Genomic DNA, 19,911 nt, shown 5'->3' with positions numbered 1-19,911 from the left:
CTGGCATGCCGTACGAAGTGCAGGGCGTGGTAGCCCAGGGCAAGGGCCAGGAAGTTTCCCTCGAGACGGTGCTCGTGCCGGACCCGGGACCGGGCGAGGCGGTGGTGAACGTGCAGGCCTGCGGCGTGTGCCACACCGACCTGCACTACCGGGAGGGCGGGATCAGCGACGACTACCCGTTCCTGCTGGGACACGAGGCGGCGGGCACGGTGGAGGCGGTCGGCCCCGGCGTGACCGAGGTGCAGCCGGGCGACTTCGTCATCCTCAACTGGCGCGCGGTGTGCGGCCAGTGCCGAGCCTGCCTGCGCGGCCGTCCCTGGTACTGCTTCGCCACCCACAACGCCAAGCAGAAGATGACGCTCAAGGACGGCACCGAGCTGTCGCCCGCGCTGGGCATCGGCGCGTTCCTGGAGAAGACGCTGGTGGCGGCCGGGCAGTGCACGAAGGTGTCGGCCGACGCCCCGGCGCAGGTCGCGGGCCTGCTCGGGTGCGGCGTGATGGCGGGCATCGGCGCGGCGGTCAACACCGGCGGGGTCACCCGCGGCGACAGCGTGGCGGTGATCGGTTGCGGCGGCGTCGGCGACGCGGCGATCCTGGGCGCCTCGCTGGCGGGCGCCGCGAAGGTCATCGCGGTGGACGTGGACGATCGCAAGCTGGAGTGGGCGCGCGGGTTCGGCGCCACCCACACGGTCAACTCCCGTTCCGCAGACCCGGTCGAGGCGATCCGCGACCTGACCGGCGGCAACGGCGCCGACGTGGTGATCGAGGCGGTCGGCCGGCCGGAGACGTACGAGCAGGCCTTCTACGCCCGCGACCTGGCCGGCACGGTCGTGCTGGTCGGTGTGCCGACCCCGGACATGCGCATCGACCTGCCGCTGCTGGACGTGTTCGGCCGCGGCGGCGCGCTCAAGTCCTCCTGGTACGGCGACTGCCTGCCGAGCCGCGACTTCCCCATGCTGATCGACCTGTTCCTGCAGAACCGCCTGCCGCTCGACAAGTTCGTGTCGGAGACGATCGGGCTGGACCAGGTCGAGGAGGCGTTCGGGAAGATGCACCGGGGCGAGGTGCTGCGTTCGGTGGTGGTCCTCTAAATGATCGATCGGGTCATCACGTCGGGGACGTTCTCGCTGGACGGCGGGACGTGGGACGTCGACAACAACGTCTGGCTGGTCGGCGACGCGCGCGAGGTGGTGGTGATCGACGCCGCGCACGACGCGGCGCCGATCGCGGAGCGGGTCGGCGGGCGCGCGGTCAAGGCCATCGTCTGTACGCACGCGCACAACGACCACATCAACGCCGCCCGCGACCTGGCCGCGCTGACGGGGGCGCCGATCCGGCTGCACCCCGCCGACCAGGTGCTGTGGGAGCAGGTGTACGGGCCGGAGGTGGCGTACGAGCCGCTGACGGACGGGGAGAAGCTGGTGGTGGGCGGCGTGGCCCTGCAGATCCTGCACACGCCGGGCCATTCGCCGGGCGCCGTCTGCGTGTACGCGCCCGAGCTGGGCGCGTTGTTCAGCGGCGACACCCTGTTCAAGGGCGGCCCAGGCGCGACAGGGCGGTCCTACAGCTCGTTCGAGACGATCATCGAGTCGATCAGGCAGCGGCTGCTGACGCTTCCGCCGGAGACGGTCGTGCACACCGGGCACGGCGACTCGACCGCGATCGGAGCGGAGGCTCCGCACCTGGAGGAGTGGATCTCCCGAGGTCACTGACAGCAGGGGACAGGCTTTTGTGACCCACCCAACGTAGGCAAGCCTAACCAAAGTGGGTTATCTTAGGTGTGCCTAACCTTATGGCGTCCAACCCCTCGCGGAAGGCCTGTCCCTGGATGTACGTATGCATTTGTCGTGCTGTGACCGAGAATGAGGTCCACGACTGCATCGCCGCCGGGGCGACGAGCGCCAAGCAGATCCGCGACACCACCGGTGCTGGTGGGGACTGTGCCCGCTGCGTCCGGAAGATCTGTGCGATCCTGAAGCGGTCTGACGAACTGACGACCGCATAGCCGGATAGCGATGAGGGGCCCGCCATGCAGGGCGACAAACAGATCATCGAATTGCTCAACGAACAGCTGACCGCGGAGCTGACCGCGATCAACCAGTACTTCCTGCACGCCAAGATGCAGGAGAACTGGGGGTACACCAAGCTCGCCGAGCACACCCGCTACGAGTCGATCGACGAGATGCGCCACGCCGAGCGCCTCACCGATCGCATCCTCTTCCTGGAGGGTTTGCCCAATTATCAGCGCCTGGGCACCCTGCACATCGGCCAGACCGTCGAGGAGCAGCTCAAGGCCGACCTCGAAGTGGAGATGTCGGTGGTGCAGCGGCTGCGGCCGGCCATCCAGCTCATGCGTGAGAAGGGTGACATCACCTCGGCGAACATCTTCGAGGACATCCTCAAGGACGAGGAAGAGCACATCGACTACCTGGAGACGGAGCTGGGGCTGATCAACAGCCTGGGGATCCAGCTTTACCTGGCCCGGTACGCCGAGCCGGCGTCCAGCGACGACTGATCCGAGCACCAACGCAGGGGATGAGGTGGGCCAGGGGCTCACCTTTCTCCATTTTCCGGGCACCTTCCCTTCGCGGAGGCGTGGCGAGGGACACGCGACGATACATGATCGTCCGATGAATTCCGGGCCGAAAACGGCGGTGCTTTAATCACGACGTACCGTATTTTAGCCGTGTTTGCCCAGGTCAATGGATAGGTCAACGACGAGTCAAACCGCGCGCTGTGCCCGGGAAACGATCGCCTAAGGTCCTACGATCGCTTCATGACCTGCGTACTTCTCGCCGAGGATGACACCTCGATCTCAGAGCCACTCGCGCGTGCGTTGCGCCGCGAGGGCTATCAGGTCGAGGTGAGCCCCGACGGCCCGCAGGCCCTGGAGAGGGCACTGTCGGGCGGCATCGACCTGATCGTTCTTGACCTTGGGCTGCCGGAGATGGACGGCCTTGAGGTCGCCCGCCGGATAAGGGCTGAGGGCCACGGCACTCCTGTGCTGATACTCACCGCCCGCGTCGACGAGGTGGACACCGTCGTCGGCCTCGACGCCGGCGCGGACGACTACGTGACCAAACCGTTCCGGCTGGCAGAGCTGCTGGCCCGGGTGCGGGCGCTGCTGCGCCGCGGCACCTCCGAGACCCCGGTCGTCCAGGGTGTGCGCATCGACGCGGACTCGCGGCGCGCCTGGATGGGGGAGAAGGAGCTGCATCTGACCACCAAGGAGTTCGACCTGCTGCGCGTCCTGGTCCGCGACGCGGGCAAGGTCGTCACCCGAGAGCAGATCATGCGCGAGGTGTGGGACACCAACTGGTGGGGTTCCACCAAGACCCTCGACATGCACATCTCCTGGCTGCGCCGCAAGCTCGGCGACGACGCGGCCAAGCCGCGCTACATCACGACGGTCCGGGGAGTCGGCTTCCGGTTCGAGCGCGAGTAGGGATGCGCCGCCGACTGCTCTCCTCCACCCTGGTCGTCGCGGTCATCGCGGTCCTGCTGCTGGGGGTCCCCCTGGGCGTCGTCGTCAGCCGTCTGATCGTCGATGAGGCGGCTCAGGAGCTCGGGGCGGAAGCCAAGCGTCTCGTGGGAGAGGTGGAGTACGCCCGCGTCCAGGAGACGCCGCTCGACCCCCAGCAACTGGAGCAAAAGTACCCGGGCAGGTTCATCCAGATCTGGGAGCGCGGAACCCCCCTGAGGGTGACCGTCGTCGGCGACCCCCCGCCGTCCGGTCACCTGATGACCGAGGACGCCCAGACCAACACCGGCGTCTACGTGCGGATCAGCCGCGACCGCGATCAGGTCGAGCAGGACGTACGGGCCCGCCTGCTGCTCATCGTGGCCCTGGCCGGCGCCGCCCTGGCGGTGGCCGTGAGCCTGGCCGTCGTGCAGTCGCGCCGCCTGACGCTGCCCTTGCAGGACCTGGCGAAGATCGCCGAACGGCTGGGCTCGGGCGACGCGCGCCCGAGCAAGCACCGCTACGGCATCCCCGAGCTCGACCGCGTGGCGCAGGTGCTCGACCGCAGCGCCACCCGCATCTCCGACCTGCTCACGCGCGAACGCGAGTTCGCCACCGACGCCTCACACCAGCTCCGTACCCCGCTGACCGGGCTCACCATGCGCCTGGAGGAGATCGTGGCCTCCGCGGCCGAGCCCGACGTGGTGCGGGAGGAGGGGGAGGCGGCGATCGTCCAGGCCGAGCGGCTCACCGCCGTGATCGACGAGCTGCTGGCCGCCGCCCGCCGCCAGCGGCACGCCCAGGCGGAGCCGGTCGCGATCGACGAGGTGCTCGTCCAGCAGATCACCGAGTGGGAGCCGGTCTTCCGGGACGCGGGCCGCACGCTGCAGCTCGAAGGCTCGCGCGGGCTGAAGGCGATGGCCACCACGGGCGGGTTCGGCCAGGTGGTCGCCTCGCTGCTGGAGAACTCGCTGCGGCACGGCGGCGGCGCCGTCACCGTCACCACCACGTGCGGCGACAACTACGTGGTGGTCGAGGTCGCGGACGAGGGCCCCGGCATCGCCGACGAGATCGCCCCCAAAATCTTCGAAAGGAACGTCAGCGGCGGCGGAGGCACCGGGCTCGGGCTGACGCTGGCCCGCGCGCTGGCCGCCGCCGACGGCGGCCGGTTGGAGCTGGTACGGCGCCGCCCGGCGACGTTCGCCATCTTCCTGCGCCCCGCGGAGGACGAGGGCAGGAACCGGGTGGTCAGCGGTCCTGCTTGACGCCGCCCTCGGGCAGCTCGACCGGGATCGGGTCGGTGGCCTCCAGAAACACCCACTTCTTGTACGACCAGTACCTGAACAGCGTGCCGAGCCCCACGCCCACAATGTTGGCGATGTTGAAGCTGAGCGCGTCGTGCAGGTTGAGCGTGTAGGTGGCGAAGCCGATCGTCAGCATGCCGAACAGTAGGGCGATGCCGTTGAGCAGGAAGAACAGGAAGTATTCGCGGCGCAGGCCGCTCTGCTCGCGGTGCCGGAACGTCCAGAACCTGTTACCCGCGTACGCGAACGTGGTGGAGATCGTCGTCGCGATGACCTTCGAGGTCAGGGGGCCGAAGCCGACGACCACGTTGAAGAGGTTGAGCAGGCCCGTGTCGAGGAGGAAGGCGACGGCGCCGATACTGCCGAACTTGGCCAGCTCGTGCACGAGGGACGAGAACCGCTGGTAGAGGCGTCTGGCGAAGTCCACGTCTCTGCTCGGTCCCTTCCCTAGTCGAGCTTGCGCCCCCAGCGTACCGGCCATGTTGGAGCACGGGTGTCAGAGGGATGAACAAAGCCCAGAAAATGGGCTTTCAGAAACTTCATCTGATATCCGACATACCCGCTTTAAAGGGTTTACGCTGCTGAGCAGTTCGAGGGCACGCGAACGCTGGACGGTCGTGCCCGCCGGGCGGCATTGCCCGCCGGGCGACCCGGAACGGCCGTCCAGCCCTCGTCACCGGGTGGGGCGGCTTTCTGGACAGTCGTTCCGCCCCGGTAAGCTCACCTGGCGTGAGTTCCTACAGCCCCATCGGACCGGTCGTCGGCATCGTCGGCGCGGGCCAGCTGGCCAGGATGTCGCAGCCGCCCGCCATCGCGCTCGGCGTGGAGCTGCGGGTGCTGGCCAACAACCCCGGGGAGAGCGCCGCCCGGGTCATCGTCGACACGCGCATCGGAGACTACCGCGATCTTGGTGATCTCCGCGAGTTCGCCAAGGGCTGCGACGTCATCACCTTCGACCACGAACACGTGCCCACCGAGCACATCCGCGCCCTGGCCGCCAACGGCTACGTCGTGCACCCCGGCGCCGACGCCCTCGTGCACGCCCAGGACAAGGCCGTCATGCGCGAGCGCCTGACCAGGATCGGCGCGCCCTGCCCCGCCTGGGCGCGGGTCCCGACGGCCGACGACGCCGCCCGCTTCGCCGCCGAGCACGGCTGGCCCGTCGTGCTGAAGGCCGTACGCGGCGGCTACGACGGCCGCGGCGTGTGGGTCTGCCGCACCCCCGAGGACGTCGCCGAGGCGTTCGCGACCGGGGTCGAGCTTATGGCCGAGGCGTTCGTGCCGTTCGAACGGGAACTCGCGGTGCTCGTCGCCCGCTCGCCGCACGGGCAGGGCGTGAGCTACCCCGTCGTGGAGACCGTCCAGCAGGACGGCATCTGCGTCGAGGTCATCGCCCCCGCGTCCGACCTCGACCAGGAGCAGTCGGCGCAGGCCCAGCGCATCGCCCTGACGATCGCCAACGAGCTCGGCGTGACCGGGCTGCTGGCCGTGGAGCTGTTCCAGACCGAGACCGGGCTGATCGTCAACGAGCTGGCCATGCGCCCGCACAACAGCGGCCACTGGACGATCGAGGGCTCCACCACCTCCCAGTTCGAGCAGCACCTGCGGGCCGTCCTCGACCTGCCGCTCGGCACGCCCAGGATGACCGCCCAGCACGTCGTCATGGCCAACCTGCTCGGCGGCGACGACCCCGACCTGTTCAAGCGGTACGAGCACGTGCTGGCCCACGACCCCGGCATCAAGCTGCACTTCTACGGCAAGGAGGTGCGGGCGGGCCGCAAGATCGGCCACGTGACCGCCCTCGGCTCCAACCTCGACGAGGTCCGCGCCCGCGCCCGCCACGCCGCCGTCTACCTCATGACCGGGGAGTACACATGATTGGCATTGTGATGGGCAGCGACTCCGACTGGCCGGTCATGAAGGCCGCCGCGGAGGCGGTCGCCGAGTTCGGGGTGCCGTTCGAGGCCGACGTGGTCTCCGCGCACCGCATGCCCACCGAGATGATCGACTACGGCCGCCAGGCCGCCGACCGGGGCGTCCAGGTCATCATCGCCGGCGCGGGCGGCGCCGCCCACCTGCCCGGCATGCTGGCCTCCGTCACCCCGCTGCCCGTGATCGGGGTGCCGGTGCCGCTGAAGTACCTCGACGGCATGGACTCCCTGCTGTCGATCGTGCAGATGCCCGCCGGGGTGCCGGTCGCCACCGTGGCCGTCGGCGGGGCCCGCAACGCGGGGCTGCTCGCCGTGCGGATTCTTGCCGCGTCCGATGCTGGGTTGCGGGAGAAGATGGTGCGGTTTCAGGGGGAGTTGAAGGAGCAGGCGTACGCCAAGGGCGAGCGGCTCCGCGCGGAGGCCGCCGAGCTGTAGGCGAGGTTTCCGGCGACTCAGCGTGGAAGCGGCCGAGTTGCGGGCAAGGCTTTTTTCCTGGGGATCCAGGCGGCTAGGGTGCGGCCATGGACGACCCGACCAAGGCGCACGCCGCCCGCGTGTACGCCGCCGACCCCCTCCTGTCCGGCCAGGACGAGCTGACCGCCAAGCGCGGCGAGGAGTGGCTCGAAACGGCCGACGCCATCGGCCTGGCCGCCGTGGACCGGCTGCACCCCGACACCTTGCCGGCCTGCTGGTCTCCGCTGGTCGTCCACCGGCTGCGCGCCCGCGCCGCCGGTCCCGACCCCGAGGCGGCGCTGGGGGCGCTGCTCGACCTCTGGCTGGCGATGCCGCGCGGCGGGCGGCCGGGGCAGGCGCTCAGCGTGTTGTGGCCGAGCCGCGACACCGCCCCGGTCCGGGCGCTGGCCGTACGCGGGTTCGCGCCCATCACCTCGCTGGCCGTCCGGGGGCTCGCTCCCGTCGTGTCACCCTCCGTGGGAGGGCTCGCTCCCGACGCCTCGTCGGCCGCCCGCCACCCCCGCACTCATGCTGCTCCTGACGACGACGTGGTCATTCGCCCAGCCCGGCCGGGCGACGTGGACGTGGTGACGGCGATGTACGAGCGGCTGGTGGCGTACGACGCGCAGTGGGGCTGGGTGACCGTGCGGGCGTCCACCAGCGAGCGGCTCAGGGAGTCGGTGGAGCGCGAGGTCCTGCCGCTGAACTGGTGCTGGGTGGCCGAGGCGGAGGGGCAGCCGGTGGGGTGCGTCATCGTGGAGCCGCCAGGGCGTTCCGGATGGATCTCGCACGCCGTGAACGAGGCGCCGGTGACGTACTTGGGGGTCATGTACGTGGAGCCGTCAGTACGGGGGCGCGGCGTCGGGGCGGCGCTCACGGACGCGGCGCACGCCGCGGCGGCTTCGCAGGGCGCGTCGACCATGCTGCTGCATCACGCGCTGCCGAACCCGCTCTCGACGCCTTTCTGGGCACGGCGCGGCTACCGCCCGCTCATGACGCAGTGGGTCCGCCACCTGCAATAGCCGCCGTGAGCAGTCTTCATGAGCAGCCGCCGCGAGCAGCCGTGGTGAGCGGCCGCCATGAGCAGCCGCCACGAGCAACCTTCATGGGCGGCCGTCGTGAGCGGCCGTCAGGGACGGCCGAGTGCGCGGTAGTGCCATCCGGCGGAGCGCCACATCTCGGCGTTGAGCGCGTTCCTGCCGTCCACGATGCGCCGGGTCGCCACCACGGCCCCCAGCTCCACCGGATCGAGCTGCAGAAACTCCTGCCACTCCGTGAGCAGCAACACCACGTGCGCCCCCCGAACAGCCTCGACGGCCGAGGTGCCGTAGTTCAGCTCGGGATGCGCCTTACGGGCGTTATCGAGGGCGATGGGGTCGTACACGGTGACCTGCCCGCCTTGGTGCCCGATCGTGACGGCGACGTCGAGGGCGGGGGAGTCGCGGATGTCGTCGGAGTTCGGCTTGAAGGCCGCGCCCAGCACGCCCACGGTGCACCCGTGGAAGGAGCCGCCGGCCAGCTCCCTGGCCAGGTCCACCATGCGGGCGCGGCGCCGCATGTTGATCGCGTCCACCTCGCGCAGGAACGTGAGCGCCTGGTCGGCGCCCAGCTCGCCGGCCCGCGCCATGAACGCCCTGATGTCCTTGGGCAGGCAGCCGCCGCCGAACCCGAGCCCGGCGTTGAGGTACCGGCCGCCGATGCGGTCGTCGTACGACAGCGCCTCCGACAGCAGCTCCACGTCGGCGTGCGCGGCCTCGCAGACCTCGGCCATGGCGTTGATGAAGGAGATCTTGGTGGCCAGGAACGCGTTGGCGGCCGTCTTGACCAGCTCGGCCGTGGCGAAGTCGGTGACCACGATTGGCACCTCGCCCAGCGGCTCGTACACCTCGCGCAGCATCTTCTCCGCCCGCTCACTGCGCACGCCGAGGACGATGCGGTCGGGGTGCAGGGTGTCCTGGACGGCGAAGCCCTCGCGCAGGAACTCGGGGTTCCAGGCCAGCTCGGCCTCGGTGCCGGCCGGGGCGAGCCTGGCCAGTTTGTCGGCGAGTCGTTCGGCCGTGCCGACGGGCACGGTGGACTTGCCGACGATCAGGCACTCGCGGTCGAGGAGCGGGGCGAGGGACTCGATGGCGGCGTCCACGTAAGTCACGTCGGCGGCGTACTCGCCGCGCTTCTGCGGGGTGCCCACGCAGACGAAGTGCACGTCGCCGAAGGCGGCGACCTCCTCGTACGAGGAGGTGAAGCGGAGCCTGCCGGAGTCGAGGCCGCGGCGGAGCACGGGCTCCATGCCGGGTTCGTGGATGGGGAGCTCGCCCGCGTTGAGCCGGTTGATCTTGTCCGCGTCCACGTCCAGGCCCAGGACCTCGAACCCGAGATCAGCCATGCAGGCCGCATGGGTGACACCCAGATATCCGGTCCCGATCACCGTGAGGCGATATGGCACGAGGGAGCTCCTTTCGATCGCGCAGGCATGCTACCGGCCCCCGCTACCTCCTACGTGCCACCTGCATCTCCTCGCAAACCGTACTGACTGGTAACAAGATGGTCGGACGTCCTAGTATCTATTCCATGAGCTTCCCTCTGTACGCGCCCGCCGAAGAGCACGACATGCTCAGGGAGACGGTCCGCGCCCTGGCCGACGAGAAGATCGCACCGCACGCCGCCGAGATCGACGAGACCGAGGAGTTCTCCTGGGACGTCTACAAAGCGCTCGTGGCGGCTGACCTGCACGCCGTACACGTGCCCGAACAGTACGGCGGAGCCGGGGCGGACGCACTGGCCACGGTCATCGTCATCGAGGAGGTGGCCCGCGCCTGCGCGTCCTCCTCCCTCATCCCGGCGGTCAACAAGCTCGGCACGGTCCCGCTCCTGCTCTCCGCCTCGGAGGAGCTCAAGTCCCGCTACCTCGCGCCGGTCGCCAGGGGCGAGGCGATGTTCTCGTACGCGCTGTCCGAGCCCGAAGCGGGCTCGGACGCCGCCGCCATGAAGACCCGCGCGGTCGCGGACGGCGACTCGTTCGTCCTCAACGGCGTCAAGATGTGGATCACCAACGCCGGCGTCTCCGAGTACTACACCCTGATGGCCGTCACCGACCCCTCGGCCGGCGCGCGCGGCATCTCCGCCTTCGTCGTCGAGAAGTCCGACGAAGGCGTCTCGTTCGGCCCCAAGGAGAAGAAGCTCGGCATCAAGGGCTCGCCCACCCGCCAGGTCATCCTCGACAACGTCCGCATCCCTGCCTCCCGCATGATCGGCGCCCCCGGCACCGGCTTCAAGACCGCCCTCGCCACCCTCGACCACACCCGCATCACCATCGCCGCCCAGGCCCTCGGCATCGCCCAGGGCGCCCTCGACTACGCCATCGGCTACGTCAAGGAACGCAAGCAGTTCGGCCGTGCCGTGGCCGACTTCCAGGGCCTGCAGTTCATGATCGCCGACATGTCGATGAAGCTCGAGGCGGCGCGGCAGCTCACGTACCACGCGGCTGCGAAGTCGGAGCTTGCCATGCACGGCGAACCGCAGAAGGACCTGACGTTCCTGTCCAGCGCGGCCAAGTGCGCGGCTTCCGACGCGGCCATGGAGATCACTACGGATGCGGTGCAGCTGCTGGGCGGGTACGGCTACACGAAGGACTTCCCGGTGGAACGCATGATGCGCGACGCCAAAATCACCCAGATCTACGAGGGCACCAACCAGATCCAGCGCATGGTGATGGCCCGTCAGCTCCTCAAGTAGTCCTAGGGAGTCCGGGGGAAACGCATGGTCTTCGCAAGGGAGGCGCTTCGCGCAAGGAAGCTCAGGCTGTGAAATTGGGGGGCACCGCCCCCCAAGCCCCCAGTCCAAAAGCGAGGTCCTCCCGCCTCGGGCGCTTCGCGCCATGCGGGTCGGGCTGTGACATTGGGGGGCACGGCCCCCCAAAGCCCCAGCTCAAACCCCGCTCGCGCCGCCTCGTTGGCCGGGTGTCGGAACCTACTGACAACCCGTTCGATCGGTCAGTCCTCGCGACTCAAGCGTTCCTTTCCGCCCCGCGCTGCCATCTGGCAGCCTCGCGTAGGCGACATCCGTCCGATTGAGCCGCGAGGCCGCCCAGCACGGACGGTTCCATTTTCCGTCTAATCCAGATCACGCACCTCGGATTGCGTCTTACCGACAGACTCGCGCAGGTCCGTGGGGCGGTGGCTGGCGATGTAGGCATCCAGTTGCGCAGCGGCGACGGCCTGCCGCTGTGGGTCGGCCAGTTCGGGGTACAGCCGGTGTGCTTCCGCCTTGACCTCACGCCAGTTACGTCCTGGGCTCAATGCTTGTCCTCCCTGCTCGCCACGCGTCAGTCAGGTTGCGTACCGAGGTAAAGCCAGGCCGCCAAGCAGCCCACTCGATCGGCCGACCACGGCAGGCCGGACCGTGTGTCCTTACCTCGCCTTTCCGTTGATGAGCTGTCGCCACAGCATCTCTGCCTCACTGGCCCGCACCCGTGGACTCTCGGCGATGGCCCAGGGCTGGACGGATCGGTCGTAGCGCCGAATGAAGCCCTGCCCGCCGGCCCGGCAGTCCTCGAAGACGAGCGACAGACATTCGCAGGTGTAGTCCTTGACGCGCGCTGGCTCTGCACGCTGCTGAACCGGCGTCCACCGCACGGGCACTGCCTCCGGGTCGGGCGGGGCGGGGTGTGTACCGTGGAAATCGTAGTCATCTGACATCGGGCTCACCGTCCTTCATGGCCATGTGGCTCCCGGCGTCTTGCCTTCGCTCTCCGGCTGAAGCCGGAACCGATGAACAGGCGTTGATGAGCGAGGAGGTAACTCCAGATGCAGCATGCGCTCTCGGGGCGGCAGGCCGGAGCAGGTATGAAGCTGTAGTTGGAGGCGGCCCTGGGCCATCGCTCATCAACGGCATGTCGTCAACCTATCTTAACCTGTCCTATGCTGTCTGCCCCATTGCTGGCAATGGCTGTTCTATGCCACTAGGTGCAGGGATACCTAGAGTTGCCCCGTGATGGAATGGGATCCCCGGCTCTACAAGTGGGAGCAGATAGCCAACCTGGTCGCTGAGCGCATCGAAGACGGCACGTACCCGGCTCTGACTCTCATCTCCGAGGTGAAGCTGCAGGAGGAGTTCGACGTGGCGCGAGTGACGGTGCGCAAGGCGATGGAGGCACTGCGAGAACGTGGTCTGATCACCACCAAGCCGGGCAAGGGCTCAATCGTGGCCCCGCAGGAGTGATACTCGATCTTTCGGAGAATCCACCTGAAGCGACGGAGTGCCGTGAATTGCGTGATGACCGGTCTGCGGGCTCTGAGGTGTACCGCTACTATCAGCGCCTTCTCAAGAATCACTGGCTAGGGAACGGCAGCCTGCTGGACCGTTGTCGTTCCCGACGATGAGAAGCCGCTCACGCTCACCGAGATCGGCGAACGGCTGAGTGGCGGCGCGAGTCAGGTGGTTCATGAGCTGGCGCGTCCCGTGGACGCCTTTCCGGGCGAGGCGGCCTGGGCGGTGCTGGCGGGCCGGTCCGGCTCGGTGACCGAGTTGTTCGAGTACGGGTTCCACGGCGCCTTCCCTCCCGTGCTGCCCCGTCTCAGCGTCGGCGCCCGTGCCTACAACGTCTGTTGGAACGTGAACGCCGGCAATCACATCGCCTTCGCGGCCGACGGGGAGATGCTGCTCGCGGTCGATGCGATGTATCCGGAGCGTTGGGTGCAGGAGACGAATGTCGCGCGCTGGCCGGAGCTGACGGCCATGGCGCCGCATTTCAGGTGGAGGAATGGGAAAAGCTGGCGAGCGGCGGCGCTGGCGACGATCGAGCTGACAACCAAGTCCCGGTTGAGCCAGGAGTGGCTTGAGCAGGAGCGTTCTCATTTCATAGGTCTGGCCCCTGTCGTGGATCAGCGGTAGAGGAGGGGGCCAATCGCCCTCGCTGATGGTGAGGGTGAATCCGGCCTGGCCCCCGAGTTTCATCCTGGCTCGAGGGGAAGGCGAGAGCAGTCCAGGAGTATGTGGCCGGACACGCCAGCGAAGGCGGTGCTGTCGGCGTTGATGGGTCGTCGGTATCGCCACAGGGGGGCAGGGTGGTGAGAGTCATGGCCGGGCGACTTCTCAAGTAGGCGCCGCCCTCCTGCCAACGCGTAATCCTCAGCTTGCGTTGTCATGTCAAGTCGCAGGACCCGCGCGACAGATCCGGCTCGGGAGGCGGGTTGCGCTCCAGCTGGATGATCTATCGTTCTTCTGCGGCTGAGAACAGGGTCGCCCGCCGTTGCTTGTGAAGGGGAATCGCCGTGACGGAGGACGAGGTGGAGGTGCTCACCACTGCGTGGCGGACGCGGTGGGACAGAAGCCCGATCGCCTACCAGCTCCGCGGCTGGTATGCCGACCGCTGGGTCCGCTTCCACAGTCTTCCAGGGTCCAAGCGGTACGCGGACACCGACGACGAATACCAGCTCATCCTTGAACGTCATCATCGGGTGCTTGACGAGTTCGGGACGCAGGAGGGTCTCTATGTGATCGCCGCCTACTTCGAGGATGAGGAGGGGACGGTCTCACCCGATCCGCGTCATTTGGGTGCCGTCCCTTGGCTGACGATCGCTCCTGGAGACGAGTCGTCCCTTGCGGCCACGTCGAAGCTCTACGCCAGCAGGGCCTCCTTCGATCAGCCTGCTTTGGATCCGCTGTTGCGAGGCGTGGCCGACGGGGAGATCTTCGATGTGATCATCGCTCCGCTGGATCTCCGGTGGCTCTATCACCCCTACGACGGCGGAGCCGACGTCATCGCCCCCACCGCCCATGACCGTGATGTCCTCAAGCATCGTTACTCAGACTGGCTGTCTACGCACCCGGCTGGACTGTAGAAAGCGCGATTCGCGCCTGTGGCAGCAGGAAGGCGAGAGGCGCCACCGTACGAGCGGAGCGAAGTGTGCGAGCACCAGGCGCGAGCGAGAGAACGGACAACTCGGGCACTATCTCGGCCACAGGCAATGGTGACACTCGCTGTGATGGTACGGCTACGCCAGTCGGCTGCGGTGTGAGCTGCTCACGCGAGCGAAGCGTGACACGACGGTCATCTGGCGACGGTAACTTGATCAATCGTGCGAGGTGAGCCACCCTCGTCTTGAGGTAGTTGGGCGGAACGACCCAAGGGGGACTGAGCGGGCGTGACGCGCTGGATCTGGTTACCCATCACCGTCCTTGTCCTCGCAGGCTGCTCCACCTCGGCACCCAAGGTGCCGATGCCCGGCAGCGCACAGGCGGCCGGGAATGAGGTGGCCGTCTCGTCGCAGGCAGGGGATGCCGAGCGGAGCGTGGTGCGGTTGTCGGCGATCGCGCCGTCGTGTTCCACGCAGATCGACGGGACGGGGTTCGTCTACGCGCAGGAGCGGGTGGTGACCGCCGCGCATGTGGTGGCCGGGGCCGTGCCGGTGTCGCTGGTCGTCACCACGGCCGATGGTGAGGCGTACGAGGGGCGGGTCGTGGCGTTCGATCCCGATGTCGACGTCGCGGTGCTCTACGTGCCGAAGCTGCCCGCGCCTGCGCTGCGCATCACCTCGGTGCCCGAGCCGTTGCTGAGCCTTCCCTGGTTGTCGTTGGGGGAGGCCGACATGGTCGGCTTCCCGGAGGGGGCGAAGCGGCTCGAGAGGCGGCCGGTCGAGATCGAGCGGCGGTTCAAGGCGGAAGGCCCGAACATCTACCGCGAAGGCCAGGTCGCCAGAGAGGTTCTCGGGTTCTCTGCCGAGGCGGACGCGGGGCTGAGCGGCGCTCCGTTGATCCTTGAAGAGGGCACGGTGGCTGGGATGGTGTTCGCTTCGGGCAAGGAGGACCCGGGGCAGGGGTTCGCGCTGGCCGGAGAAGAAGTTCTGAGGGTTGCCGACAGGGCGGCTGAGGCCACGAAGCACGTCTCGACGCAGAAGTGTGATGAGGACGGCTGATCGGGGCTCCGGCGCGTTCGGTCGAGCCGGTCAGGAGCCTGGACGCGAGGGCGATGGAGTGACCACCAAGGACCGCCGCCGGGGCCGGAGGCTATCTCCGCATCGAAGGGACGTCATAGACAGGCGGTCGGCCGTTCATCAGCTCGGTCAGGTCCTCGTCGGTGAGGTCGAGCTCGACGGCGTTACCTGCCTGCCGTGGCTCCCAGCCGCCGCCGATCGCCCTGCGTATGGTCGCCGCCACCAGAGCCGGCCGCACGGCCATCGTCCGCTCTCCCAAGAACGCGTCCGGTCGCGAGCAGGGAAGCGACACCAGGAGGGCGCGCCCCGACGCGTCGGCCTGTTCCACCGTGAATGTCATCGGGCCCCAGCTGCCCTCCTGGCAATAGGTGGGCCTACGCCGGATGCGCCAGCGGAACACGGTGCCGTCGACGGTGATGAGCCGCGAGTACTTCTTCGGAATTGCCATGCGCGAACCTCCTGCGTGGTTCCGGGGGCGACGGCCGTTGCTGGTTTGGACAAGGGGGCGGGAGGAAGCCCGGCATCTCGCACTTTAGTGGCCCGCGGATACCAACGGGTTGCTGAAGCGCCTGGCGGCAGGGTGGCCGGTGGACTGGGCTGTCGGTGCGAGCGCGGCGCGCAGCTCGCCGGTGACCGGGACGAGTTCGGGCAGCGGGCGTGACATGCGCCTTCATGCCATGGCAAGGCGTACATGATCATGTACATTTGCGGGTCGTGAAGGTGATGACCATGTCCGAATCGCGGGCCAACTACGCCGCCACCCTCGACTCCGTCATCGACGACCAGGAAGAAGTCCTCATCACCCGCCCTGGCAGGGAAGGCGTCGTCATGGTGTCGCAGCGCGAATACGAATCAATGCGTGAAACGCTCTACCTGATGGCCTCCTCCGCCAACCGGAGGCGGCTGTCGGACGCGGTCGCCCGGCTGGAGGCCAGCGGCGGCACCGCCCGCGAGCTGGCCGATGAGGACACCACCTCTTGACGATCCTCTTCGATGAACTCGCGTGGGAGGACTACTGCTACTGGCAGCGGGAGGATCGATGCATCCTTGAGAGGATCAACCAGTTGATCGCTGACATGGCGCGAAACGAGAATGAAGGCATCGGCAAACCAGAACCGCTCAAGTACGAATGGTCCGGTTACTGGTCCCGGCGCATCACTTCGAAACATCGGCTTGTCCACCGCCTCAACGACGACATCGTCTTGGTCGCCGCCTACCCGATCTTGGCCAGGTCGATGACGTAGAGGTCGTCACCCACCTGGTACGACACCAGCCGCCCATCACGCGCCACCCCCGGTATCGACAAGCTGCCGCCTTTGGCCCGTACGCCGAGATCGGCCGCCGTCCCCGCCGAGACGTCGTACAGGATCGGGATGTGCCCCGCGCCCTCGGCCGTGACCATCGCGACCAGGAAGCGCTCGCGCGCCAGCCCGTCCGGCGAGAGGTCGTGCATCGGCAGCTCCTTCTCCTGCGAGCCGTCCCGCAGCCGGTAGAAGCTCTTCCTGTCCTCCCGCACACCGGCGCAGAGCCGCACGCCGCAGGCGAGGGTGTGCTCGCCGTTATGGCGCACCGCGACGCTCGTCTCCCCGGTCTCCACGTTGGAGATGGTGGTGAACCGCGTCCCGTCGCCCTCCGCCGCGGCGCCGGGCGAGCCGACCCACGGCCACTCCAGCAGGTGCATCCCCTCGCCGCCCGGCACCGCCTGCACGGCTCCGCCCACGGCGGGAACGGTGAAGACCCCTCCGCTGGTCGGGGAGAAGACGATCCGGTCGCCTTCGACGGCCAGGCCGTCGAGCCCGGGAGCGGTTCCCGCCTCGACGTCGGCGACCGTCGTGGCGTCGCCGCCGCTCAGCGGGGCCGTCCACACGTGGACCTGGGCGTCCTTCGTGGCGGTCCACCAGACCACCCGGCCGTCGCCGACCGTGAAGTCCGAGGCGAACACAACCGTTCCGGCGGGTGTGGGCACGTCGGTGATCTTGCGGAGGTCGTGGGTGACGAGGTCGTACGTGTGGAGGGCGTTGGTCTTCTCGAAGCCGCCCCAGGTGGTGACGAGCACCGTCCGGTCGTCGATGAACGTCTGGGGCATCAGCTTCGTCCCGCCGGGCCCGCGCGCGGGGACCTTGTGCACCGCCTCCGGCCACACCCGCGCCACAGGTTCGGGCAGCGGCCAGGCTTCCGGGGCGTCAGGAGCGGACGTGGGCGGGCTCAAGGTTGTGATCGTCGTGTCGCCGTGGCGCAGTACGGCGGCTGTTCCGACGGCCACGGCCACCACGGCGGCGGCCGCCAGGACCACCTGGGCGAGGTTGCGCCGGCGCCGGCGCCGGTAGGCAACCTCCAGTTGGGCGGGCAGGTGGATCGGCATGCGGGGCGCCTGCTGCGACGCGCTGCCGAGCGTCCTGCGCAGCGTCTCCTCAACGTCGTTCATCGCGCGCTCCCTCCGAGATGTGGATTGCCGAACGGTGCGCCATCGGCCGGTACGCGGGCGCGCAGCTTGTCGAGCGCGCGGGAGGCCTGGCTGCGCACCGTCCCCCGGGAGATGCCGAGCACGGCGGCGATCTCCGCGTCCGAGAGCTGCTCGTAGTAGCGCAGCACGAGCACCGCGCGCTGCTTGCGCGGCAGGTCCGCCAGCGCCAGCCACAGGCTGCGCTCGTCGCCGCGCGGCAGCGCGTCCTCGTGGGTGCCCTCGGGCAGGTCCCACGCGAGCAGCTCGCGCCGGCGCAGCCGCCGCGACGACAGGTGCAGCCTGGCCATCGTGGTGCGGACGTAACTCTCGGGGCTCTCCTTGGCCCGTAACCTCGGCCAGGCGCCGCGCAGCCTCAGCAGCGCCTCCTGCGCCAGATCGGCCGCGTCGTGCGGATTTCCGGCCAGTACGTAGCCGTAGCGCAGGAGCGCGTCACCCCGTTCGGCGACGAAGTCCGCGTAGCGGGGATCACCGTCCAACTGCCCCGACCCTTCGTTGAATCCATCAATCCCAAGAGGAGGCATCGCCGGAAACTGTTGCATGCGGGGGAGTCGGCCGTGACGGATATGTTCTCGGACATGAGCACCCCGTGGTCCGAGCGGCTCCTTGCGGGCGGTCTGCACCCTCCGGCTACTGAGGCGGACGTTCGCCTGCTCGAAGAGCGGTTGGGGGTGGAGCTGCCGGGCGGTTACCGGCAGTTCCTCCTGTTCTCCGACGGATGGGGGGACTGTTGTTTGCTGCGTGCCGGGGAAGCCGGCTGGTTGCGTGACCTGGAGCCCTTGGCCGCCGAGGTCTGGTCGGGTGCCGAGAGCGGGAAGGTGCGGAGCGTGCCCGACGAGCTCTATCTCGTCTACGGGGAGGAGCAGGAGAGCGTCAACCTGAGAAGGGAATACGTGCCTGACACCCTTCTGATCGGGCGTTGGGACGATGGAATGGTCCTCCTCAATCCCCACGTCAGGACCGCCGAGGGCGAGTGGGAAGCGTGGTATCTCGCGTCCTGGGTGCCCGGCGCGAGGCGTTACAGGTGCTTCTGGGATCTCATCGGGAATGAGCGCGTCACGAGACGGTGAAACCGTCCTTGGCCCGGTGGCAGAAGTCGCGGAAACGGTGTTGAAGCCCGGTAGCCCGGTCGTGGCGGGGCCCAGGACACCGGCACAGGGTATGTGCCGGCGGGGCTTAGGCCTAATGGAGTAGGGGTGTTCGATCGCGCGACCGACGTGCGTGGCGCTCGCCGGCGATTAGCGTCCGATGTCATGAACGAGAGCGGGACACTGCAAGAAGCGTACGAGCGGCTGCACAGGACCGGCCCCGAGTTCGAGGGGTGGCTGTCCAACCACGGGCCGATGGCGGTCGAGGCGATGGTCAGGCACGGGCACGACCGTGACGTGCACCGCTGGCTCGACGGTTACGTCGCCCGGCTGGACGAGCTGCCGGGCGGCGGCTCGCCGATCGGGGCGGGGGAGTGGCGGGAGGCGCTGGGCGACGCGCGGCGGCTGGGGGACTGGCTGGCGTTCTTCGACAGGGAGCTGCGGGAGCGGGCGTGGCGGGAGGTGCTGGAGACGTGGTGGCCGCGCCTGCTGCCCGGGATCGCGGCCGGAGCCACGCACGGGGTGATCCGCACGGGCCACGCGGTCCACGCCCTGCTCCAGCAGCCGGGCCAGGAGCAGCAGGATGAAGCGCGGCTGGCCGAGCTGGGGCAGGCGCTCGGCTACTGGGCGGCCCGCTGGCAGCCCATCGCGGCCTTCGGCGCGCCGTCCGGCACCGCCGACCCTGAGCACGCCATCGCCGGGGTCCCGCGCGTGCCGGACCAGAGCCAGGGCATCAACCACCGTCTCGGCCAGCTCGCCGAGGTCCCGGGCTGGGCCCCGGCCGTGGCCGCGCTCCGTCCGGCAGACGGCCCCGAGCAGGCGCGCGCCCGCCTGGGCGAGCTGGCGGACGCGGCGACCCTGCGCTACCTCACCCACGCCCACGGCAACCCCGTCATGCTGGTCCACGCCGCGACCGCGCCGACAGCGGTGCTCCGGACGCTGCCCGCGCTGCCGCCCCACCTGTGGGAAGCGGGGCTGAACGCGGCGTGGGCGGCGAGCGCCGCGGTGACCGCCGCGTACGCCCCCGCCGAGGCCCGTCACGATCTGCCCGCCGCCCCCGCCGAAGCCCGCCGTGCCCTGTCCGACGGCCCCACCGAAGGCGGCAGGGAGACCTCCCACGGCCCAGGCCAGCCGGAGGAAGTGTTCGAGCTGGCCGTCCGCCACGGGGACGAACACGTGATCAAGCTCGCCGACACCGCCCTGGACGTGCACCGCCGCACCGGCGACCCCGCAGCCCTCGCCGCGGTGACCCGCGCGGCCACGCTGATCAGCCCCTTCTTCCC

General features: G+C 68.9%; 25 protein-coding genes. 18 read left to right on the top strand and 7 right to left on the bottom strand.

Translation table 11 applies throughout. The annotated features are described in order from the left end of the window. Nucleotides 1-5: 5 nt before the first annotated feature. The 6 genes from FXF51_RS32540 (at nucleotide 6) to FXF51_RS32515 (ending at nucleotide 4,725) form a co-directional block, all read left to right on the top strand. The gene (locus FXF51_RS32540) at nucleotides 6-1,091 is read left to right on the top strand and encodes an S-(hydroxymethyl)mycothiol dehydrogenase (protein ID WP_148438524.1); all 1,086 of its coding nucleotides are present in this window, start codon (nucleotides 6-8) and stop codon (nucleotides 1,089-1,091) included. Continuing rightward, nucleotides 1,092-1,712, top strand: coding sequence for an MBL fold metallo-hydrolase (locus tag FXF51_RS32535; RefSeq protein WP_148438523.1), 621 nt, complete (start codon nucleotides 1,092-1,094; stop codon nucleotides 1,710-1,712). It begins immediately after the preceding gene. Between the two features lie 80 nt (nucleotides 1,713-1,792). Continuing rightward, entirely contained in the window at nucleotides 1,793-2,005 is a 213-nt protein-coding gene (locus tag FXF51_RS32530) for a bacterioferritin-associated ferredoxin (protein ID WP_316247653.1), read from the top strand. A gap of 24 nt (nucleotides 2,006-2,029) precedes the next feature. Beyond that, nucleotides 2,030-2,515 (top strand): bacterioferritin, encoded by a 486-nt coding sequence (bfr, locus tag FXF51_RS32525; protein WP_148438522.1) that lies wholly within the window; start codon nucleotides 2,030-2,032, stop codon nucleotides 2,513-2,515. A gap of 261 nt (nucleotides 2,516-2,776) precedes the next feature. Beyond that, nucleotides 2,777-3,445: a response regulator transcription factor gene (locus FXF51_RS32520; RefSeq protein WP_043620820.1), complete on the top strand. Its 669-nt coding sequence runs from the start codon at nucleotides 2,777-2,779 to the stop codon at nucleotides 3,443-3,445. Between the two features lie 2 nt (nucleotides 3,446-3,447). Continuing rightward, the gene (locus FXF51_RS32515) at nucleotides 3,448-4,725 is read left to right on the top strand and encodes an ATP-binding protein (RefSeq protein WP_148438521.1); all 1,278 of its coding nucleotides are present in this window, start codon (nucleotides 3,448-3,450) and stop codon (nucleotides 4,723-4,725) included. Here FXF51_RS32515 and FXF51_RS32510 read toward each other — a convergent pair. Further along, nucleotides 4,709-5,191, bottom strand: coding sequence for a GtrA family protein (locus FXF51_RS32510; protein WP_148438520.1), 483 nt, complete (start codon nucleotides 5,189-5,191; stop codon nucleotides 4,709-4,711). The genes FXF51_RS32515 and FXF51_RS32510 overlap by 17 nt on opposite strands. 302 nt (nucleotides 5,192-5,493) lie before the next feature. On the opposite strand from FXF51_RS32510, the gene FXF51_RS32505 reads away from it, so the two are divergent. The 3 genes from FXF51_RS32505 to FXF51_RS32495 all read left to right on the top strand — a co-directional run bounded on the left by FXF51_RS32505 (nucleotide 5,494) and on the right by FXF51_RS32495 (nucleotide 8,170). Next, the gene (locus FXF51_RS32505; protein WP_148438519.1) at nucleotides 5,494-6,642 is read left to right on the top strand and encodes a 5-(carboxyamino)imidazole ribonucleotide synthase; all 1,149 of its coding nucleotides are present in this window, start codon (nucleotides 5,494-5,496) and stop codon (nucleotides 6,640-6,642) included. Further along, entirely contained in the window at nucleotides 6,639-7,130 is a 492-nt protein-coding gene (purE, locus tag FXF51_RS32500) for a 5-(carboxyamino)imidazole ribonucleotide mutase (protein WP_148438518.1), read from the top strand. Before FXF51_RS32505 ends, purE begins: the two co-directional genes overlap by 4 nt. A gap of 86 nt (nucleotides 7,131-7,216) precedes the next feature. After that, entirely contained in the window at nucleotides 7,217-8,170 is a 954-nt protein-coding gene (locus FXF51_RS32495) for a GNAT family N-acetyltransferase (RefSeq protein WP_148438517.1), read from the top strand. Between the two features lie 107 nt (nucleotides 8,171-8,277). Here FXF51_RS32495 and FXF51_RS32490 read toward each other — a convergent pair whose 3' ends face one another. After that, the gene (locus tag FXF51_RS32490; protein ID WP_148438516.1) at nucleotides 8,278-9,591 is read right to left on the bottom strand and encodes a UDP-glucose dehydrogenase family protein; all 1,314 of its coding nucleotides are present in this window, start codon (nucleotides 9,589-9,591) and stop codon (nucleotides 8,278-8,280) included. A gap of 125 nt (nucleotides 9,592-9,716) precedes the next feature. Between FXF51_RS32490 and FXF51_RS32485 the strand changes: the two genes are divergently transcribed. After that, complete coding sequence (locus FXF51_RS32485; protein ID WP_148438515.1) at nucleotides 9,717-10,880, top strand: acyl-CoA dehydrogenase family protein; 1,164 nt, start codon at nucleotides 9,717-9,719, stop codon at nucleotides 10,878-10,880. A gap of 377 nt (nucleotides 10,881-11,257) precedes the next feature. On the opposite strand, the gene FXF51_RS32480 is transcribed toward FXF51_RS32485, so the two are convergent. Continuing rightward, nucleotides 11,258-11,443, bottom strand: coding sequence for a hypothetical protein (locus FXF51_RS32480; RefSeq protein WP_148438514.1), 186 nt, complete (start codon nucleotides 11,441-11,443; stop codon nucleotides 11,258-11,260). 694 nt (nucleotides 11,444-12,137) lie between these two features. Here FXF51_RS32480 and FXF51_RS32470 point away from each other — a divergent pair. The 4 genes from FXF51_RS32470 (at nucleotide 12,138) to FXF51_RS32455 (ending at nucleotide 15,061) form a co-directional block, all read left to right on the top strand. Next, on the top strand, nucleotides 12,138-12,365 hold the full coding sequence (locus FXF51_RS32470; RefSeq protein WP_262380013.1) for a winged helix-turn-helix domain-containing protein: 228 nt from the start codon (nucleotides 12,138-12,140) through the stop codon (nucleotides 12,363-12,365). A 240-nt stretch (nucleotides 12,366-12,605) separates the two neighbouring features. Continuing rightward, nucleotides 12,606-13,037 carry a hypothetical protein gene (locus FXF51_RS32465; protein ID WP_148438511.1) on the top strand — a complete coding sequence of 144 codons (432 nt, stop codon included), beginning with the start codon at nucleotides 12,606-12,608 and terminating at the stop codon, nucleotides 13,035-13,037. Between the two features lie 380 nt (nucleotides 13,038-13,417). After that, a complete protein-coding gene (locus tag FXF51_RS32460; protein WP_222871566.1) occupies nucleotides 13,418-13,987 on the top strand; it encodes a hypothetical protein in 570 nt (189 codons plus the stop codon). A 303-nt stretch (nucleotides 13,988-14,290) separates the two neighbouring features. Beyond that, nucleotides 14,291-15,061: a trypsin-like peptidase domain-containing protein gene (locus tag FXF51_RS32455; RefSeq protein WP_148438510.1), complete on the top strand. Its 771-nt coding sequence runs from the start codon at nucleotides 14,291-14,293 to the stop codon at nucleotides 15,059-15,061. A 91-nt stretch (nucleotides 15,062-15,152) separates the two neighbouring features. Here FXF51_RS32455 and FXF51_RS32450 read toward each other — a convergent pair whose 3' ends face one another. Beyond that, nucleotides 15,153-15,527, bottom strand: a complete 375-nt coding sequence (locus tag FXF51_RS32450) for a hypothetical protein (protein WP_148438509.1) — start codon at nucleotides 15,525-15,527, stop codon at nucleotides 15,153-15,155. 84 nt (nucleotides 15,528-15,611) lie between these two features. After that, nucleotides 15,612-15,743 carry a hypothetical protein gene (locus tag FXF51_RS62895; protein WP_262379993.1) on the bottom strand — a complete coding sequence of 44 codons (132 nt, stop codon included), beginning with the start codon at nucleotides 15,741-15,743 and terminating at the stop codon, nucleotides 15,612-15,614. A gap of 65 nt (nucleotides 15,744-15,808) precedes the next feature. Here FXF51_RS62895 and FXF51_RS32445 point away from each other — a divergent pair, with 65 nt between their 5' ends. After that, a complete protein-coding gene (locus FXF51_RS32445) occupies nucleotides 15,809-16,060 on the top strand; it encodes a type II toxin-antitoxin system prevent-host-death family antitoxin (protein WP_316247652.1) in 252 nt (83 codons plus the stop codon). Next, a complete protein-coding gene (locus FXF51_RS32440) occupies nucleotides 16,057-16,323 on the top strand; it encodes a Txe/YoeB family addiction module toxin (protein WP_148438507.1) in 267 nt (88 codons plus the stop codon). The genes FXF51_RS32445 and FXF51_RS32440 overlap by 4 nt, the downstream gene beginning before the upstream one ends. On the opposite strand, the gene FXF51_RS32435 is transcribed toward FXF51_RS32440, so the two are convergent. Together FXF51_RS32435 and FXF51_RS32430 are read right to left on the bottom strand one after the other, a co-directional pair. Further along, nucleotides 16,293-17,504 carry a hypothetical protein gene (locus FXF51_RS32435; RefSeq protein WP_148438506.1) on the bottom strand — a complete coding sequence of 404 codons (1,212 nt, stop codon included), beginning with the start codon at nucleotides 17,502-17,504 and terminating at the stop codon, nucleotides 16,293-16,295. The genes FXF51_RS32440 and FXF51_RS32435 overlap by 31 nt on opposite strands. Then, nucleotides 17,501-18,019, bottom strand: coding sequence for a SigE family RNA polymerase sigma factor (locus tag FXF51_RS32430; protein WP_148438505.1), 519 nt, complete (start codon nucleotides 18,017-18,019; stop codon nucleotides 17,501-17,503). The genes FXF51_RS32435 and FXF51_RS32430 overlap by 4 nt, the downstream gene beginning before the upstream one ends. A gap of 87 nt (nucleotides 18,020-18,106) precedes the next feature. Here FXF51_RS32430 and FXF51_RS32425 point away from each other — a divergent pair, with 87 nt between their 5' ends. Together FXF51_RS32425 and FXF51_RS32420 are read left to right on the top strand one after the other, a co-directional pair. Next, the gene (locus FXF51_RS32425) at nucleotides 18,107-18,610 is read left to right on the top strand and encodes an SMI1/KNR4 family protein (protein WP_411268397.1); all 504 of its coding nucleotides are present in this window, start codon (nucleotides 18,107-18,109) and stop codon (nucleotides 18,608-18,610) included. 183 nt (nucleotides 18,611-18,793) lie between these two features. Next, a partial coding sequence (locus FXF51_RS32420) for a questin oxidase family protein (protein WP_148438503.1) occupies nucleotides 18,794-19,911 on the top strand: 1,118 nt, incomplete at its 3' end.

It is taken from the genome of Nonomuraea sp. PA05, from assembly GCF_008086045.1.
Lineage (GTDB): Bacteria > Actinomycetota > Actinomycetes > Streptosporangiales > Streptosporangiaceae > Nonomuraea > Nonomuraea monospora.
Note: the sequence above shows the minus strand (reverse complement) of the source record. Positions and strands in the feature narration are given on the sequence as shown.